Raw genomic sequence first — 18,250 nt, 5'->3', positions numbered from 1 at the left:
ACGTCCGCGAACGTCCGCGCGGGATCGGGGAGCCAGCCCTACCTCAACGTCAACAATGCGGCTTTTGCTTCCTCGTAAGCGTTCGTAAGCGAAGCTAACTGCTCCCCCGCATCCTCGAAGTTCTCCGCCTTCCCCATCAGCTCGAGGTTCGTGCACGGCACCCGCATCCGGTTCGCGCCCACGAAATCGATGCTCGACAACAGGTAGTGCGCGGTCGCCGCCAGCAGCTGCCCGTCGTGCTCGCGCACGGCGTGTTCCAGCTTGTGCAGCAGTTGCGGCACCTCGCCCACGAACGCGTGCACGACGTCCTCCAGCAGTGACGCATCGTCGTCGATGGTGCGCAGCTGCGCGATGCGGGCCGGGTCCAGCACCGCGGCGCCCGCACGGCGCGCCGCCACGTGGCCGCGCGCGGCGGCCAGCGCCTTGTCCAGCACGTCCATCTCGATCGGCTTCGGCACGTAGTCGTTCATGCCGGCGTCCAGGCAGCGTTCGCGGTCGCCCGGCATGGCGTTGGCCGTCATCGCGATGATGTACGGCGCGTTGGCCCCGCGGAAGCGCTCGCGCAGGCGGCGCGTCGCTTCCAGGCCGTCCATTTCCGGCATCTGCATGTCCATCAGGATCACCGGATAATCCTGGCGCTCCAGCGCCGCCACGGCTTCGAGACCGTTGCCGACGACGTCCGCGCGGTAGCCCAGGTGGCGCAGCAGTTGCCGGATCACCTTCTGGTTGATCGTGTTGTCCTCGGCGACGAGGATCGCGAGATCCGTCTCTTCCCGGGCCGGCACCGGCGCCGGCCGCGCCGCGGCCTGGCGCTCGCCCAGCACCTGCTGCAGCGCTTCCAGCAGCGCGGCCGGCTTGATCGGCTTGCTCAGCCACGCAGAGAACTCGCGCACGGCTTCTCCTTCGGCACCTGCCTGGCGCTGGCCGACGGAGGTCAGCAGCACGAGCGGCAGCGCGGCGCGGTCGCGGTGCTTGCGCAGCTCGGCCGCGAGGCGCGCGCCGTCCATGTCGGGCATCTGCATGTCCAGCACGGCGACGTCGAACGGGTGGCCGTCGCGCACGAGGTCCAGCGCTTCGACCGCCGATGCCGCCGCCAGCGGCGACATGCCCCACAACAGCGCCTGCTTCATCAGGATACGGCGGTTGGTCGCGTTGTCGTCGACGATCAGGATGCGGCGCCCGCGCACCGTGGCCGCGCGGTCGCGCAGCACGTGTTCGGCCAGCTGGTCGTCGAACGCGTCGGCGACGATGGCCGCGCTGAACGTCGAGCCGCGTCCCGGTTCGCTGTCCACCGTCAGCCCGCCGCCCATCATCTCCGCGAGACGCCGGCTGATCGTCAGGCCCAGGCCCGTGCCGCCGTATTTGCGCGTGGTCGATGCGTCCACCTGGGTGAACGAGTGGAAGATATCGTCCAGGCGGTGCGGCGGGATGCCGATGCCCGTGTCGCGCACGGCGAACACGAGGCGGTAGCCGCCCTCCTCGCGCGGCTCGCCCGACACGGTGACGACGACCTCGCCGTGGTGCGTGAACTTGATCGCGTTGGACAGCAGGTTCACGAGGATCTGGCGCAGGCGCGTGGCGTCCGCGAGGATCGTCGCGGGCACGCCCGGCTCGATCATGTATGCAAGGTCCAGGTTCTTGTCGCTGGCGCTGGGCGCGAGCAGGTCGAGCGCTTCCTCGACGCAGCGGCGCACTTCGAACGCGTGGCGCTCGAGGTCGAGGCGCCCCACTTCCAGCTTCGAATAATCGAGCAGGTCGTTGATGATGGCCAGCAGCGCCTCGCTGCTGGAACGGATCGTCTCCGTGTAGTCGCGCTGTTCGTCGTCGATGTCCGTGTGCAGCAGGAGGCTCGTCATGCCGATGACGGCGTTCAGCGGCGTGCGGATCTCGTGGCTCATATTGGCCAGGAACATGCTCTTGGCCTGCATCGCCGCTTCGGCGCTGTCGCGCGCCAGTTCCAGTTCGCGCTCGTAGGCCTTGCGCTCCGAAATGTCCTGCAGGATCGCCGTGAGGATCACGCGCCCGCCCGCCGCCGATTTCGAGATCGTCGCCTCGGCCGGGAATTCGCTGCCGTCCTTGCGCACCGCGTGGATGGTGCCCCGCTCGCCCATGCGCCGGGCCGTGCGCTCCCCGTGCTGGAAGCCGGCCACCCGCTCCGCGTGGCCGGGACGGAAGCGCGGCGGCATCAGCATCGCCAGGTCCTGGCCCGTCACCTCCGCGGCGGTCCAGCCGAACACCCGTTCCGCTCCCTTGTTGAACAGGATGATCTTCTGCCGCTCGTCCGTGCAGATCACGGCGTTTTCGGCGATGTCGATGATGTTGCTGAGCTGTTCGGGGCTGAGTGCGTGCGGCATGGGCGGTTCCGTGCGACTGGGGCGCGATAGGGGCAATAAGCGCCATCGTACACGGACCTACACCTTTATGACTAGGGCGCCTAGCTCCATTGCGTTGCCGCGCACACCCCTCCGGCCAATGGTTGGGCTGGCCCCCGCCACGTACGCTTCCGGCATCACCACATGCTTTTATCGGGAGAACAAGAATGAGCACCGACAGACGGCCCCTCGCGGTCCTGGTCAGCAGTACCTTCGCATTCACGATCTGCTTCGCGATCTGGATGATGTTCGCGGTGCTGGGCATCCCCATCAAGACGAAACTCGGCCTGAACGAGACGGAATTCGGCCTCCTCGTCGCCACGCCCGTGCTGAGCGGCGCCCTCGTGCGCGTCCCCCTCGGCATCTGGACCGACCGCTACGGCGGCCGCATCGTGTTCTTCACGCTGATGCTGGCCTGCGCGCTGCCGATCTGGATGATCAGCCATGCCACCGCCTACTGGCACTTCCTCGTGCTGGGCCTCTTCGTGGGCCTGGCCGGCGGCTCGTTCTCGGTCGGCACGCCGTACGTTGCGCGCTGGTTCGGCAAGGAGCGCCGCGGCCTCGCGATGGGCGTGTTCGGCGCCGGTAACTCCGGTTCCGCGCTGACCAAGTTCGTGGCGCCCGCCATCATCGCCGCCCTCGGCTGGCAGGCGCTGCCCAAGGTGTACGCCGCCGCGATGGTCGCCACCGCCCTGCTGTTCTGGTTCGGCACCTATTCCGACCCGTCGCACAAATCGGCATCGGGCGAGAGCTTCGCCGCGCAGATGCGCGTGCTGAAGGATCCGCGCGTGTGGCGCTACTGCCAGTACTACTCCGTCGTATTCGGCGGCTACGTGGCGCTGGCGCTGTGGATGACGAAATACTACGTGGGCGAATACGGCTTCGGCCTCAAGGAAGCCGCGCTGCTGGCCGCGTGCTTCTCGCTGCCGGGCGGCGTGCTGCGCGCGCTGGGCGGCTGGATTTCCGACAAGTTCGGGGCCTACAAGGTGACCTGGTACGTGATGTGGGTGTGCTGGGTGTGCTTCTTCATCCTGTCGTATCCGCAGACCACGATGAGCGTCAAGACGGTTTCCGGCGCGATGGACCTGCACATCGGCCTCGGCCCCGTGATCTTCACCCTGCTGCTGTTCGTCGTCGGCGTGGCGATGGCCATCGGCAAAGCGTCCGTGTTCCGCTTCATCGCCGACGATTTCAGCGACAACATCGGCGCCGTCTCGGGCGTCGTCGGCCTCGCCGGCGGCCTCGGTGGCTTCATCCTGCCGATCATGTTCGGCGCCATCGTCGACGTCACCGGCATCCGTTCCAGCTCCTTCATGCTGCTGTACGGGACCGTGTGCGTGTCGCTCGTCTGGATGCATTTCTCGTTCAAACCGCAAACCAGGGCGCCCGTCGCCGCACCGGTCACGCCGTTGCGCAAGGCCGCCTGATACCACTTCAATAATCACAGGAGAACATCGTGAGTCGTTACCTCATCTCGTCCTGGGAACCCGAGGTTCCCGCCTTCTGGCACAGCCGCGGCAAGCCCACGGCCAGCCGCAACCTCTGGATCTCGATCCCCGCGCTGATGCTGGCGTTCGCGATATGGATGGTGTGGAGCGTCGTCGTCGTCAACCTGCCGGCCATCGGCTTCAAGTACAGCACCAACCAGCTGTTCTGGCTCGCCGCCGTGCCGGGCCTCTCGGGCGCCACCTTGCGCATCTTTTATTCGTTCATGGTGCCGATCTTCGGCGGCCGCAAATGGACCGCCATCTCCACCGCGTCGCTGCTGATCCCCGCCCTCGGCATCGGCTTCGCCGTGCAGGACCCGAACACCAGCTACCCGACCATGCTCGTGCTGTCGCTGCTGTGCGGCTTCGGCGGCGGCAACTTCGCATCGTCGATGGCCAACATCAGCTTCTTCTACCCGAAAGCGCAGAAGGGCTATGCCCTCGGCATGAACGCGGGCCTCGGCAACCTCGGCGTCTCCGCCGCGCAGTTCGTCGTCCCGCTCGTGATCACGTTCGCCCTGTTCGGCGGCGAGCCGCAGACCTGGACAAAGGTGGTAAAAGGCGCAGCCGCCACCAAGCAGATGTGGCTGCAGAACGCGGGCTTCGTGTGGGTGCCGTTCATCGTCGTGAGCACCCTGGCCGCCTGGTTCGGCATGAACGACCTCGCGTCGGCCAAGGCGTCGTTCGCCGAACAGGCCGTCATCTTCAAGCGCAAGCACAACTGGCTCATGTGCTGGCTGTATGTGGGCACCTTCGGTTCGTTCATCGGCTATTCCGCCGCGTTCCCGCTGCTGACCAGCACCCTGTTCCCGCAAGTGAACCCGCTGCAGTACGCGTTCGTCGGTCCCCTCGTCAGCGCCCTCGCCCGCGTGGCCGGCGGCTTCATCGCCGACAAGCTGGGCGGCGCCCGCGTCACCGTGTGGACGTTCGTCTGCATGATCCTGGCCGTGCTGGGCGTGCTGCACTTCCTGCACGCAGGGAGCTTCGCGGGTTTCTTCGGCATGTTCCTCGTGCTGTTCGCCTGCACCGGCGTCGGTAACGCATCGACCTTCCGCATGATCCCCGTGATCTTCCTGACCCTGCACCAGCGCGCCGCCAGGGGCCAGTCGGAAGGCGCACAAGCGCAGGCCGTCGCCAGCGCCAACAAGGAAGCGGCCGCCGTCCTCGGCTTCACCTCGGCCATCGCCGCCTACGGCGCTTTCTTCATCCCGAAGAGCTACGGCACCTCGATCGCCCTGACGGGCAGCGCCGACGCCGCGCTGTGGTGCTTCATCGGCTTCTACGTCACCTGCATCGCCGTCACCTGGTGGTTCTATGCCCGCAAGGGTGCCGAGATCACCTGCTAGTCATAAAGGAGTAGGTCGCCTACTCCCTAATCCACGGCCGGACCGACTTCTTGCGAATACCGCACAGCCGGTCCGCTCCGTAGACTGAACACAGCTGCACAACACCGAATATCGAGAGCGCGCCTCCGGCGCGCCGTTGGAGAAACCATGAGTCACTTTTTGGACCGCCTGAAGTTTTTCGGCAAACCGAGCGAGACGTTTTCGAATGGCCACGGGGCCGTCGTCAACGAAGACCGCACCTGGGAAAAGGCCTACCGCCAGCGCTGGCAGCACGACAAGATCGTGCGCTCGACGCATGGCGTGAACTGCACGGGCTCGTGCAGCTGGAAGGTCTACGTCAAGAACGGCCTGATCACCTGGGAGACCCAGCAGACCGACTACCCGCGCACCCGCCCGGACCTGCCGAACCATGAACCCCGCGGTTGCCCGCGCGGCGCCAGCTACTCGTGGTACGTCTACTCGGCGCAGCGCGTCAAGCACCCGATGGTGCGCGGCCGCCTGATGCAGTTGTGGCGCGAAGCGCGCGCCACCCGCGATCCGGTCGCGGCCTGGGACTACATCACCAACGATCCGCTGAAGGCCGCCAGCTATAAAACCGTACGCGGCCAGGGCGGCTTCGTGCGCGCCAAGTGGGACGAGGTCAACGAGATCATCGCCGCCGCCAACGCCTACACCATCGGCAAATACGGCCCGGACCGCATCATCGGCTTCTCGCCGATCCCCGCCATGTCGATGGTCAGCTATGCCGCCGGCACCCGCTACCTGAGCCTCATCGGCGGCGTCGCCATGAGCTTCTACGACTGGTATTGCGACCTGCCGCCTTCGAGCCCGCAAGTGTGGGGCGAGCAGACCGACGTGCCGGAATCGGCCGACTGGTACAACTCCACGTACCTGATGGTTTGGGGTTCGAACGTTCCGATGACCCGCACGCCGGACGCCCACTTCTACACGGAAGTGCGTTACAAGGGCACGAAGACCGTTGCAGTATCGTCCGACTTCGGCGAGATGGCCAAGTTCGGCGACATCTGGCTCGCGCCCAAGCAGGGCACCGACGCCGCACTGGCCATGGCCATGGGCCACGTGATCCTGAAGGAATTCCACGCCACCGGCAAATCCGCCTACTTCCGCGACTACGCCAAGCAGTACACCGACTTCCCGATGCTGGTCATGCTGAAGGAACGCGACGGCACGCTGGTCCCCGACTACTTCCTGCGCGCCTCGCACCTCGCGAACAACCTGGATGAATCGAACAACCCGGAATGGAAGACGCTCGTCATCGACCAGGCGACCGGCAAGATCGTCGCGCCGAGCGGCTCGATCGGCTTCCGCTGGGGCGAGTCGGGCAAGTGGAACCTCGAACAGAAGGAAGGCGCCACCCGCAATCCGATCGATCCGCAGCTGTCGCTGCTGGACGACCATGACCGCATCGCCCCGGTGGGCTTCCCCTACTTCGGCGGCAAGGACGCGGAGGACCTCCTGCTGCGCAACGTTCCGGTCAAGTCGATCACGCTGGCCGACGGCACCACGGCACTCGTCACCACCGTGTACGACCTGTCGATGGCGAACTACGGCGTCGACCGCGGGATCTGCCCGAACGCGGCGAAGAGCTACGACGACGACGTCCCGTACACGCCCGCATGGCAGGTGAAGCACACCGGCGTGAAGGCCGCGGATGTCGTGACCGTGGCGCGCGAATTCGCCGACAACGCCGACCGCACCCGCGGCAAGTCGATGGTGATCGTCGGCGCGGCGCTGAACCACTGGTACCACATGGACATGACGTACCGCGGCATCATCAACATCCTCATGATGTGCGGCTGCGTGGGCCAGAGCGGCGGCGGCTGGGCGCACTACGTGGGCCAGGAAAAGCTGCGCCCGCAAACCGGCTGGACCCCGCTCGCCTTCGCGCTGGACTGGAACCGCCCGATGCGCCAGATGAACGGCACGTCGTTCTTCTATGCCCACACGAGCCAGTGGCGCCACGAAAAGCTGCACACGTCCGAGATCCTGTGCCCGACGGCCGACGGCAAGCTGGAAGAGATGGCGCTGATCGACTTCAACGCCAAGGCCGAGCGCATGGGCTGGCTGCCGTCCGCCCCGCAGCTGGAGACGAATCCGCTGGACGTCGTCCGCGCCGCGGAAAGCGCGGGCCAGGACCCGGCCAAGTACGCGGTCGAGCAGATCAAGGCCGGCAAGCTGAATTTCTCGTGCGACGATCCGGACAATCCCGCGAACTTCCCGCGCAATATGTTCGTGTGGCGTTCCAACATCCTGGGCAGCTCGGGCAAGGGCCACGAGTACTTCCTGAAATACCTGCTGGGCACGCAGAACGCGCTGATGAGCGACGAAGACGCCTGCGTCAAGCCGCGCGACGTCAAGGTGCGCCCGGCCGCCGAGGGCAAGCTGGACCTGCTCGTGGTGCTGGACTTCCGCATGTCGACGACGTGTTTGTACGGCGACATCGTGCTGCCGACGGCGACCTGGTACGAAAAGGACGATCTGAACACGTCCGACATGCACCCGTTCATCCACCCGCTGTCGGAAGCCGTGCAGCCGCTGTGGGAAGCGAAGTCGGACTGGGAAATCTACAAGGGCATCGCGGCCAAGCTGTCGGAGATCGGCGGCGCCCACCTGGGCACGCGCAAGGATCTGATCCTCACGCCGCTGCTGCACGACACCCCGGGCGAACTCGGTCAGCCGTTCGATCCGAAGGACTGGCGCCTCGGCGAGTGCGAGCCGGTCCCGGGCAAGACGATGCCGTCGATGACGGTGGTGGAACGCAACTACCGCGACATCCACAAGAAGTTCACGTCGATCGGCCCCCTGCTGGAAAAAGTGGGCAACGGCGGCAAGGGCATCGACTGGAAGACGGCGCATGAAGTGGACGTCCTGCGCGGCATCAACCGCACCGTGCTGGAAGAAGGCGTCTCGAAAGGCCAGCCGCGCCTGGACACGGCGATTGACGCCGCCGAGATGATCCTCACCCTGGCGCCGGAAACGAACGGGCACGTGGCGGTGAAAGCCTGGGACGCGCTGTCGAAGATCACGGGCCGCGACCACACGCATTTGGCGATCCCGCGCGAGCATGACAGCATCCGCTTCCGCGACGTGCAGGCGCAGCCGAGGAAGATCATCTCGTCGCCGACGTGGTCGGGCCTGGAAAGCGAGGAAGTCAGCTACAACGCCGGCTACACGAACGTCCATGAACTGATCCCCTGGCGCACGCTGACGGGCCGCCAGCAGTTCTACCAGGACCACGTCTGGATGCGCGACTTCGGCGAGGGACTGTGCGTGTACAAGGCCGCGATCAACACCAAGACCACGGAAGCGATCATGAACCGCCGTCCGAACGGGAACAAGGAACTGGCGCTGAACTGGATCACGCCGCACCAGAAATGGGGCATCCACTCGACCTACTCCGACAACCTGCGCATGCTCACGCTGTCGCGCGGCGGCCCGCACGTGTGGCTGTCCGAGATCGATGCGAAAGCGGCGGGTATCGTGGACAACGACTGGATCGAGGTGTTCAACGTGAACGGCACCCTGACGGCCCGCGCCGTCGTGAGCCAGCGCGTCCCCGAAGGCATGACGCTCATGTACCACGCCCAGGAAAAGATCGTGAACGTGCCCGGTGCGGAAATGTCGAAGAAGCGCGGCGGCATCCACAACTCGGTGACGCGCACGGTGACCAAGCCGACTCACATGATCGGCGGCTACGCCCAGCTGTCGTACGGTTTCAACTACTACGGCACGGTGGGCTCCAACCGCGACGAATTCGTGGTGGTCCGCAAGATGCGCGACGTGAACTGGATGGAAGGCGCCCGCGACGAATCGCGTCCGAACGGCGACCAGCAGGCCACCCGCCCCGCCCCGGCACGGCCGGCGGGAACGCCGAAGCACAAGACGGAAGACCGCGAACCCGCGCTGGCACGCGCCGCCAGCCCGAAGGGTGCTTGAACAGATAACGAGGTAAAGACATGAAAATCAGAGCACAAATCGGCATGGTGCTGAACCTGGACAAATGCATCGGCTGCCACACCTGCTCGGTGACCTGCAAGAACGTCTGGACGAGCCGCGACGGCGTGGAATACGCCTGGTTCAACAACGTCGAGACGAAGCCCGGCATCGGCTACCCGAAGGAATGGGAAAACCAGGACAAGTGGAACGGCGGCTGGAGACGCAAGGCGGACGGCAGGATCGAACCGCGCCAGGGCAGCCGCCTGAAGATCCTCGCGAACATCTTCGCCAACCCGAACCTGCCGCAGATCGACGAGTATTATGAGCCGTTCACGTACGACTACGAGCGCCTGCAGAACGCGCCGCTGTCCGAGACACCGCCGACCGCCCGTCCGATCTCCGTCCTGACCGGCAAGAAGATGGACAAGATCGAATGGGGGCCGAACTGGGAAGACGACCTGGGCGGCGAATTCGCCAAGCGCAGCAAGGATAAACTGTTCGACAACGTGCAGAAGGAGATGTACTCGACCTTCGAGAACACCTTCATGATGTACCTGCCGCGCCTGTGCGAACACTGCCTGAACCCGACCTGCGTGGCATCGTGCCCGTCCGGTTCCGTGTACAAGCGCGAAGACGACGGCATCGTGCTGATCGACCAGGACAAGTGCCGCGGCTGGCGCATGTGCATCTCGGGCTGCCCGTACAAGAAGATCTACTACAACTGGTCGTCCGGCAAGGCCGAGAAGTGCACGTTCTGCTACCCGCGCATCGAGGCGGGCCAGCCGACCGTGTGCTCGGAAACCTGCGTGGGCCGTATCCGCTACCTGGGCGTGCTGCTGTACGACGCCGACAAGATCGAAGCCGCGGCGTCGGTCGCCGACGAGCAGGACCTGTACGAAGCGCAGCTCGGCCTGTTCCTCGATCCGCACGATCCAGACGTGATCGCGGAAGCGCGCCGCCAGGGCATCCCGGACTCGTGGCTGGAATCCGCCAAGCGTTCGCCCGTCTACAAGATGGCCGTCGAATGGAAGATCGCGTTCCCGCTGCACCCGGAGTATCGCACGTTGCCGATGGTGTGGTACATCCCGCCGCTGTCGCCGATCCAGGCCGCGGCCGAAAGCGGCAAGATGGGCATGAACGGCATCCTGCCGGACACGAAGAGCCTGCGCATCCCCGTGCGCTACCTCGCCAACCTGCTCACCGCGGGCAAGGAAGCGCCGGTCGTGCATGCGCTGGACCGCATGCTGGCGATGCGTGCCTACATGCGTTCGAAGTCGGTGGACAAGGTCGAGAATCTCGACGTGCTGCGCCAGGTGGGCCTGTCGCAGGCGGTCGTGGAAGACATGTACCACATCATGGCCATCGCGAACTACGAAGACCGCTTCGTGATCCCGAGCAGCCACAAGGAGATGGCCGAGGACAGCTTCAACGAAAAAGGCTCGTGCGGCTTCTCGTTCGGTAACGGCTGCTCGGACGGCACCAGCGACGCCTCGCTGTTCGGCAAGAAGAAGCAGGGATCGACGATCTTCGTCTCGATGCCGAAATCGCGCAAGAACAAAGAAACGGAAGGAGCCTGACATGAACCACTACCGCATCCTGTCCGCGCTGTTGCTGTACCCGGAGGGCGACCTCGTCGCCGCCCTGCCCGAGCTGGAAGACGGCCTGCCGCTGCCAATGCGCGCCCGGGTGGCGCCGCTGCTGGCGCACCTGGCCGAGAACGACATGATCACGCTGCAGCAGGAATACGTGCAGACGTTCGACCGCACGCCGTCGCACTCGCTGCATCTGTTCGAGCACATCCACGGCGAATCGCGCGACCGCGGCCAGGCCATGGTCGACCTGATGGAAGAGTACAAGAAGCACGGCCTGGAAATGCAGGGCGACGAGCTGCCGGACTTCGTGCCGCTGTTCCTCGAATTCCTGTCGCAGCTGGACGAAGAGGAAGCCGGCCGCCTGCTGGGCGACGCGGTCCACGTGCTGGCCTTCATCGGCCGCAAGCTGGCCGCGAACGGCAGCCCGTATGCCAGCGTGTTCGACGTGCTGGAAGCCTTGTCCCCGGTCGCGGCGGAAGAACTGTCCGAGCCGCCGATCAAGGACATGGACGAGGCACTGGAAACCTTCGGCCCCGGCGCGGACGGCGTCGAGCCGCTGCTCAAGCCGCAAGCGTCCGGCCCGCAACCGATCAATTTTTACCCGCGCGGCACGCGTCCTGCCGTGCATCAGGAGGAGGTAGCATGAACTATATAAATCAATTCCTGTTCGGGATCTACCCGTACATCGCCCTGGCGATCTTCCTGCTCGGGAGCCTGATCCGCTTCGACCGCGAGCAATACACGTGGCGCTCGGAATCCACGCAAGTACTGCACAGGGGCCAGCTGCGCCTGGGCAGCATCCTGTTCCACATCGGGATCATCGGCCTGCTGGGCGGCCACGCCGTCGGCCTGCTGACGCCCGTGTGGGTGTGGGATACGCTCGGCGTCACGCACGGCGCCAAGCAGCTGTTCGCGATGGCCGCGGGCGGCGTGATGGGCACCCTGTGCCTGGTCGGCATCCTGCTGCTGCTCGCCCGCCGCCTCGGCAACGAGCGCCTGCGCGCCGCCACCACGTTCAAGGACAAGATCGTGCTGCTGTGGATCCTCGGCACCCTGCTCCTCGGCCTGTCGTCGATTGGAGTGTCCGCCGGCCACCTGGACGGCCACATGATGGTCCTCTTGATGACCTGGGCCCAGCACATCGTCACGTTCCGCGGCGACGCCGCCGGCTTCATCCTCGATGCGCCGCTCGTGTTCAAGCTGCACCTGTTCATGGGGATGTCGCTGTTCGTCATCTTCCCGTTCACCCGCCTCGTCCACATCTGGAGCGGTTTCGGCGCGGTGACATACCTGGGCCGTGCCTTCCAGCTGGTCCGTCCGCGCTAAGGAGTCATCATGGGTATCTCCGTCAACGGCGTCGAGATCGACGACCGCCTGATCGAACAGGAACTGCCGCACCACAAGGGCGCCGCCAATCCGCTGAAAGCGTCGGTGCACGAAGTCGTGCTGCGCACCGTGCTGCTGCAGGAAGCGGACCGCCTCGGGATTGCCGGCGTGGACGACGACGCACGCGTCGAGGCGCTGCTGACGCAGGAGGTCAGCGTGCCGCAGGCCGACGAGGCGGCGTGCCGCACCTACTACCGGAACCATCCGGACCGGTTCACCCGCGGCGCGATGGTCGAAGCGCGCCACATCCTGTTCCAGGTGACGCCGACGGTGCCGCTGGACCTCGTCCGCGAAACGGCGGAGGACATCCTCGCGGCGCTACGGGCCACGCCGGACCGCTTCGGCGAACTGGCGGCCCAGTATTCGAACTGCCCGTCCGGCGCCGTGGGCGGCAGCCTCGGCCAGCTGAGCCGCGGCGACTGCGTGCCGGAATTCGACGACGTGCTGTTCCGCCTCGGCGAAAACGAGCTGGCCGCGCGTCCCATCGAGACGCGCTTCGGCCTGCACATCGTCCAGGTGCTGCGCCGCATCGACGGCTCGCTGCTGCCGTTCGAGACGGTGAAATCGCAGATCGCAGCAATGCTCGCGACGGCCGCGCTGCAGCGGGGAATCCACCAGTATCTGCAGATCCTCGTGGGCCGCGCGCGCATCGAGGGCGTCACGCTGGAAGGGAGCGCGACGCCGCTCGTGCAGTAGGGGGGGCACCACGTGCCCACGCGAAAGCCGGCATAACGCGAACGTTACGCGTGGGCGCAGGCGCCCACCCTACAACGTTGAAAAAAACTGCCCCGGCTGCGGACGCACCCGGGGCGCTTTTTTGGGTTCGCCCGTGCCGATGCCGATGAAGCAGACCGCGCGCTCGTCCGCGTCGAGCGCCAGCAGGCGGCGCATGGCGGGCGTGTCGAGCGCCCCGCCACTCGCGAGACCGCTGGCAAAGCCCAGCGCCCGCGCCGCGAGCAGCACGTTCTGCAGCGCGCAGCCCAGGGAGACCAGTTTTTCCTCGACCGGGATGGTTGTACCGGGCGCGTCGACGAGGACCGCCACGAGCAGGCACGGTGCGTGCAAGGCTTTCTCGCGCGCGGACGCCCGCGCTGTATCGTCGGCCGTGGGATTGCGCTGCGCAAGCGCTTCCTCGAACACGGCGCCGAGATCGGCGCGCCGCTCCGGCGGGATCAGCACGAAGCGCCAGGGCAGCAGGCAGCCGTGATCGGGCGCCTGCGCGGCCGCGTCCATCATCCGCGCCAGCGCGGCATCGTCCGGACCCGGCGCCTGCAGGCGGCGCAGGGCCACATGGCGGCGCGCCGCCAGCGCGTTCCACAAATCCGAGTTCATGGTTTCATTATAGGCCGGCGCTCGACGAATGCCTTGAACACTTCCATGGTGCCGCGCCAGTACAGGTCGAGGTGCCGGTAGATCGTTTCGGTCGCAAACCGCTCCACCGTCAACCGCACGGACGTCCCGCCCTCCACGGCATCGAGCGCGAACGCGATCAAGCTGTAGTGCTCCGGTACGTCCGCCAGCGCGGACACGGAACTAAGGTGCGTATAGCGGAGCAGCGCGCCGGGCAAGGCGTCCAGCACGATGCCGTGATTGCGGAACGGCCCGTGGTGCACGCCGCCGATCACGATGGGCGACCCGGGCCGCCAGTCGGTGGCGACGTCGATCGCCATTTCCGGTTCGCCCATCCACACGCGCATCGCGGCGGGGTCCGTCAGCGCGTCCCAGACCGCGGCCGGGGATGCAGCGACGACGACGGTTGTTTCGATCACGTGCATATGCATCGACGAATTGGAAGACCGTAGAATATAGCGCATGAACGCTTCCCGCGTCTGAGCTGCGGCCGGCACGGCGGCCGTGCAGGGACCGGGCTGCTACCAGAGCCCCGAATTCAACAACACGAACGTGCAGGACCTGGCCGGCAAGACGTTGCCGAACGCGCCGAAAGTAAAACTGAACCTGGGCGGCCAACTGGACGTGCCGCTGCCCGCGCTGCCCTTCGACGGCTTCGTCGCCGCCACCACGCGCTACCAGAGCCGTACGCAGTTCTCGCTGAACCAGGATCCGAACACGATCCGAGGCGCCTACAGCATCACGAACCTGACGTTCGGCGCCGCGGACCGGGGCGGCCGCTGGAAAGCCACGCTGTTCGTCGACAACCTGTTCGACCGCCAGTATGCGGCGGGCCTGAACAACAGCATCGCCAACAGCACGTGGAGCCCGAAGGCACCGAATATGCCGCATGCCGTGAACACCACCGAATGGCTGCCGCCGCGCGACTGGCACCGCTACGTCGGCGTGCGCGCGGACGTGACGTTCTGACGGGCGTCGTCAACGGGGCGCCAGCTCGATGGCCTGGCGCAGCCGGATGTCGTCCGATGCGCTGCCGACCATCAGCTCGAACGTTCCCGGTTCCGCACCCCACGCCAGCTTGCGGTCGAAGAACGACAAGGTGTCGCGGTCGATCGTGAAGCTGACGGCGCGATGCTCGCCCGGTTTCAATACAATACGTTGAAAACCCTTCAGTTCCTTCACCGGCCGCACGACGGACGCCACGGGGTCGCGCAGGTACAGCTGCACGACCTCGGCGCCGGCCACGCGTCCGCTGTTCGTCAGCGTGAACTGGAGGGTGATCTTCCCGTCCGGCGCCATCCGCGTGCTGGAGAGACGCAGGTCGCCGTACGCGAACGTCGTATAGCTCAGGCCATGCCCGAACGCGTAGCGCGGCGTGTTCGGCGAATCGATGTAGGCGGACCGGTAGACGCTGTTCCCGTTGTCCAGCACGGGGCGGCCCGTCTGGTATTGCTGGTAGCCGATCGGGATCTGCCCCATGTTGCGCGGGAAGGTCATCGGCAGCTTCGCCGATGGATTCACGTCCCCGAACAGCACGTCCGCGATCGCATTGCCGCCTTCGCTGCCCGGGTGCCACGCATACAGGATGGCGTTCGCCCCTGCCGCGACGTTCTCGAAGATCAGCGGGCGCCCGGCCATGATCACGACGACGGGCGTCTTGCCGATCGCCTTCAGCGCGTCGAACAGTTCCGCCTGGCGGCCCGGCAGGCCGATATCGGCGCGCGATTTCGCCTCGCCCGACATGTCCCAGCTTTCGCCGACGGCCAGCACGACGACGTCGGCCGCGCGCGCGACGTCGAGCGCCGCCGCGAAGCCGTCGGTGCCGCGGCAGGCGACGTCGCAGCCCGCCGCGTACGCGACGCGCGTGCCCGGTCCCGCGTGCGCACGCACGGCGTCGACGAGGCTCGCCATCGTGGCCGCATTGGAATCCACGATCCAGCCGCCTTCGAGGTCGCGGCGGGCGTCGGCGAGCGGGCCGATCACGGCGATCGAGCGCGCGTCCTTGCGCAGCGGCAGCACGCCGCCATCATTCTTCAGCAGCACCATCGATTCCGCCGCGATCCGGCGCGCGGCCGCGCGATGACGCGGATCCGCCAGCGCCGCCTTCTCGCGCGCGGGATCGGAAAAGCGGTATGGATCGTCGAACAGGCCCAGCTCGAACTTCTTCGTCAGCACGCGCCGCACGGCATCGTCGACGAGCGCCACATCTACCCGTCCGCTGCGCACGAGCTTCGCGAGCGACGACGCGTACGCACCGCTTTCCATGTCCATGTCGCTGCCGGCGGTGATGGCCTTCGCGGCCGCATCCGGCAAGTCGTTCGCATAGCCGTGGACGACCATCTCGCGCACCGAGCCCCAGTCGCTGACGACGAAGCCCTTGAAACCCCAGCGGCCCTTGAGGATATCCCGCTGCAGCATCGCGTTGCCGGTGGCCGGGATCCCGTTCAGCGTGTTGAACGAGTTCATGAACGTCGCCACGCCCGCATCCACCGCGGCCTTGAACGGCGGCAGATAGGTTTCGTACAGCTGGTGCTCGCTCATGTCGACGGCGTTGTAATCGCGGCCCGCGATCGCGGCGCCATAGCCTGCAAAATGCTTCGCGGTGGCCATCACGGATTCGAGGCCGCCCAGCTTCGGGCCCTGGAAGCCGCGCACGCGGGCCGCGGCGATGCGCGATCCGAGGTAGGCATCTTCGCCCGCGCCTTCCATCACCCTGCCCCAGCGTGGATCGCGGCCGATGTCGACCATCGGCGCGAACGTCCAGTGCACGCCGGCCGCGGAGGCTTCGCGCGCGGCGATGCGGGCCGATTCCTCGATCGCCTCGAGATCCCACGACGCCGCTTCGCCCAGCGGCACGGGGAACACGGTGCGGTAGCCATGGATGACGTCGAGCCCGAACAGCAGCGGAATGTGCAGGCGCGACTGCAGCGCCAGCGCCTGCACCCGGCGCGTCTCGGCCGCACCGCGGATGTTCAGCATGGAGCCGATCCTGCCTTCGCGGATGTCGCGCTCGATGTCGCGCACTTTGTCGGAGCCCGGCCCCGTGCTGAAGTCCTTGCCCGACAGCTGGTTCAGCTGGCCGACCTTTTCGTCCAGCGTCATCTGCCGCAGCAGCGCTTCCACGCGCTGGCTCACATCGGCCTGCGCCGCGCCCGCGAACGCCATCAGCGCACAGGCGATGACCGTGCGCGCAAAACGTTTTTTCTCCATGTCGTCTCCACCTGGGCTATCCGACGCAATATAACCGCAAGTAAAACGTTTTACAACGGTGGCGAGCGCCCTACCATTCGACGGCGCCGAAGCCGCGAAACGGCTGCCAGGTGTAGTAAAGACCGATGGTATCGCGCCGCTGCTGCCGCTCCGGCACGTTGGCGAAGGCGAACGTCCGGCGCGACGTGATGTACTTGAGCGAGACGGCGTGGCGACCGGTCAGACGGTATGTCAGCGTGGCGTCGCCCCGGAACACGCGGTCCGTGCCACTGGTCTCGGGACTGGTCAGTTTACCGTTGAAGAATTCGCGCGCCGTCAGGTCGAGCGCGACCTTCTCGCCGCCGATCACGCGCAGCATCAGCATCGCCTGGGGTGCGAAGCCATAGTTGTACTGGCCGCTCGTGCTGGCGCGCACGGTCCCCGTCGATGTGTAGCCGACACCGGCCGACGCGTGCCCCTGCAGTGCGAGTCCGTCGGCCACCCACCACTGCGCATTGGTGCCCAGCGACAGGCCGGTGCTGGCCACGCGGAACAGCTGCGGGGCCAGGTAATCGTAGCTGCCGTAGAGGCCCGCGATGCCGCGCACGTTGCGGCCGGGCGCATACGGGGCTCCCCACAGCAGGCCGCGCGACGCGAGGCTTTCGATGCCCTGGATGTTCGACAGCCGCAGGCGGAACAGGAAGTAATCGAATGGCCGGCGATACGTGTAACCGGGTTTGCCGGGCAGCCCGTAGTCGAGCGCGAAGTCGGCCGAGACCTCGTTGCGGTGCGGCGCCTGCGACGGCCCGACGTTCCGGTGCGAGACCCCACCCGCGCCCAGCTGCAGGCGCGCGTAGACGTCCGGGCTGTTGCTGGGCCAGATGCCGGACCCGCGCCCCGGGCGCACGTAACGGTTGAACCCGAGCGGCGGCGACACCGCGGCCGCGGCGGCCTCGCGCCAACGCGGCGACAGGCCATAGCCCTGCTCCAGCACGAGGTTCGCCATGCGATACAGGGATTCGCCCAGGAAGCTGCCGCCGAAGCTCGTGGTGATCTGGTCGTTGCGCGAGGGCGGCGTCGTCTCGCCCGCGATTTCCCACACGGCGCTGCCGGCGAACGCGAAGCCCAGCGATTCCCAGAACGACAGGCCGTTGCTGCGCGCGAGGCCGAAGTAGACGGAACCCTGGTACGGGTGGCCGAGCTGGTTGATCTCGAACGGATCGCGGTCGACGACCCAGCTGCTGCGCAGGTTGCGCCGGAACGAACCGACGCTGACGCCGTAGTCGTCCGGACGAACGAAGGCGTGATCCACGCGGTTCAGCAGGAGCTGGAAGGTGGCGATTTCCAGCGCCGCGGCGCCATAGCTCTTGTATGGACGCGTATCGTCGCCATGTCCGGGTTCCGGCAGCGGATCGTCGTCCGCCTGGACGGCGCCGGCGGCCAGCGCCAGCAGGACCGCGCAGGCGCAGCGGCGCGGCATGAAGCGATTCCTCGATACCTTCATGTTCCTCTCGACAGCGAATGAGCATGGTTAATTTAAATATAACGAATGCTCACGATCGATGTCGCAC

The 18,250-nt window shown here is 66.4% G+C and carries 13 protein-coding genes; 8 read left to right on the top strand and 5 right to left on the bottom strand.

Going from position 1 to position 18,250, the window contains the following annotated elements:
• Positions 1-38: 38 nt before the first annotated feature.
• Positions 39-2,354, bottom strand: a complete 2,316-nt coding sequence (locus tag ACEN98_RS15400; RefSeq protein ID WP_413385680.1) for a response regulator — start codon at positions 2,352-2,354, stop codon at positions 39-41.
• A gap of 185 nt (positions 2,355-2,539) precedes the next feature.
• Here ACEN98_RS15400 and ACEN98_RS15395 point away from each other — a divergent pair, with 185 nt between their 5' ends.
• From ACEN98_RS15395 to ACEN98_RS15365, 7 genes are all read left to right on the top strand, one after another.
• On the top strand, positions 2,540-3,799 hold the full coding sequence (locus tag ACEN98_RS15395) for an MFS transporter (RefSeq protein ID WP_413385678.1): 1,260 nt from the start codon (positions 2,540-2,542) through the stop codon (positions 3,797-3,799).
• Between the two features lie 29 nt (positions 3,800-3,828).
• On the top strand, positions 3,829-5,205 hold the full coding sequence (locus tag ACEN98_RS15390; protein ID WP_413385676.1) for a NarK family nitrate/nitrite MFS transporter: 1,377 nt from the start codon (positions 3,829-3,831) through the stop codon (positions 5,203-5,205).
• 147 nt (positions 5,206-5,352) lie between these two features.
• Positions 5,353-9,162, top strand: coding sequence for a nitrate reductase subunit alpha (locus ACEN98_RS15385; RefSeq protein WP_413385674.1), 3,810 nt, complete (start codon positions 5,353-5,355; stop codon positions 9,160-9,162).
• A 20-nt stretch (positions 9,163-9,182) separates the two neighbouring features.
• Positions 9,183-10,739 carry a nitrate reductase subunit beta gene (gene narH, locus ACEN98_RS15380; RefSeq protein ID WP_413338348.1) on the top strand — a complete coding sequence of 519 codons (1,557 nt, stop codon included), beginning with the start codon at positions 9,183-9,185 and terminating at the stop codon, positions 10,737-10,739.
• Position 10,740: 1 nt separating this feature from the next.
• Positions 10,741-11,400 (top strand): nitrate reductase molybdenum cofactor assembly chaperone, encoded by a 660-nt coding sequence (narJ, locus tag ACEN98_RS15375; protein ID WP_413385673.1) that lies wholly within the window; start codon positions 10,741-10,743, stop codon positions 11,398-11,400.
• Positions 11,397-12,080, top strand: coding sequence for a respiratory nitrate reductase subunit gamma (narI, locus tag ACEN98_RS15370; RefSeq protein WP_413385672.1), 684 nt, complete (start codon positions 11,397-11,399; stop codon positions 12,078-12,080). The genes narJ and narI overlap by 4 nt, the downstream gene beginning before the upstream one ends.
• Before the next feature lie 9 nt (positions 12,081-12,089).
• The gene (locus tag ACEN98_RS15365) at positions 12,090-12,836 is read left to right on the top strand and encodes a peptidylprolyl isomerase (protein WP_413385671.1); all 747 of its coding nucleotides are present in this window, start codon (positions 12,090-12,092) and stop codon (positions 12,834-12,836) included.
• A 69-nt stretch (positions 12,837-12,905) separates the two neighbouring features.
• Here the strand turns inward: ACEN98_RS15365 and ACEN98_RS15360 are convergent, their stop codons facing one another.
• Entirely contained in the window at positions 12,906-13,472 is a 567-nt protein-coding gene (locus tag ACEN98_RS15360; protein ID WP_413385670.1) for a nitroreductase, read from the bottom strand.
• Entirely contained in the window at positions 13,469-13,909 is a 441-nt protein-coding gene (locus ACEN98_RS15355) for an SRPBCC family protein (protein ID WP_413385669.1), read from the bottom strand. Before ACEN98_RS15355 ends, ACEN98_RS15360 begins: the two co-directional genes overlap by 4 nt.
• Positions 13,910-13,994: 85 nt before the next feature.
• On the opposite strand from ACEN98_RS15355, the gene ACEN98_RS15350 reads away from it, so the two are divergent.
• Positions 13,995-14,459 carry a hypothetical protein gene (locus tag ACEN98_RS15350; protein WP_413385668.1) on the top strand — a complete coding sequence of 155 codons (465 nt, stop codon included), beginning with the start codon at positions 13,995-13,997 and terminating at the stop codon, positions 14,457-14,459.
• 9 nt (positions 14,460-14,468) lie between these two features.
• On the opposite strand, the gene ACEN98_RS15345 is transcribed toward ACEN98_RS15350, so the two are convergent.
• The gene (locus ACEN98_RS15345; protein ID WP_413385667.1) at positions 14,469-16,700 is read right to left on the bottom strand and encodes a glycoside hydrolase family 3 N-terminal domain-containing protein; all 2,232 of its coding nucleotides are present in this window, start codon (positions 16,698-16,700) and stop codon (positions 14,469-14,471) included.
• A 70-nt stretch (positions 16,701-16,770) separates the two neighbouring features.
• Positions 16,771-18,183: a DUF3943 domain-containing protein gene (locus tag ACEN98_RS15340; protein WP_413385666.1), complete on the bottom strand. Its 1,413-nt coding sequence runs from the start codon at positions 18,181-18,183 to the stop codon at positions 16,771-16,773.
• Between the last annotated feature and the right edge of the window lie 67 nt (positions 18,184-18,250).

The sequence above is a fragment of the Massilia sp. CT11-137 genome (genome assembly GCF_047302885.1).
Classification (GTDB): domain Bacteria; phylum Pseudomonadota; class Gammaproteobacteria; order Burkholderiales; family Burkholderiaceae_D; genus Telluria; species Telluria orientalis.
The sequence above is the reverse complement of the archived record's forward strand: the minus strand, read 5'-3'. Positions and strand labels throughout refer to the sequence as shown.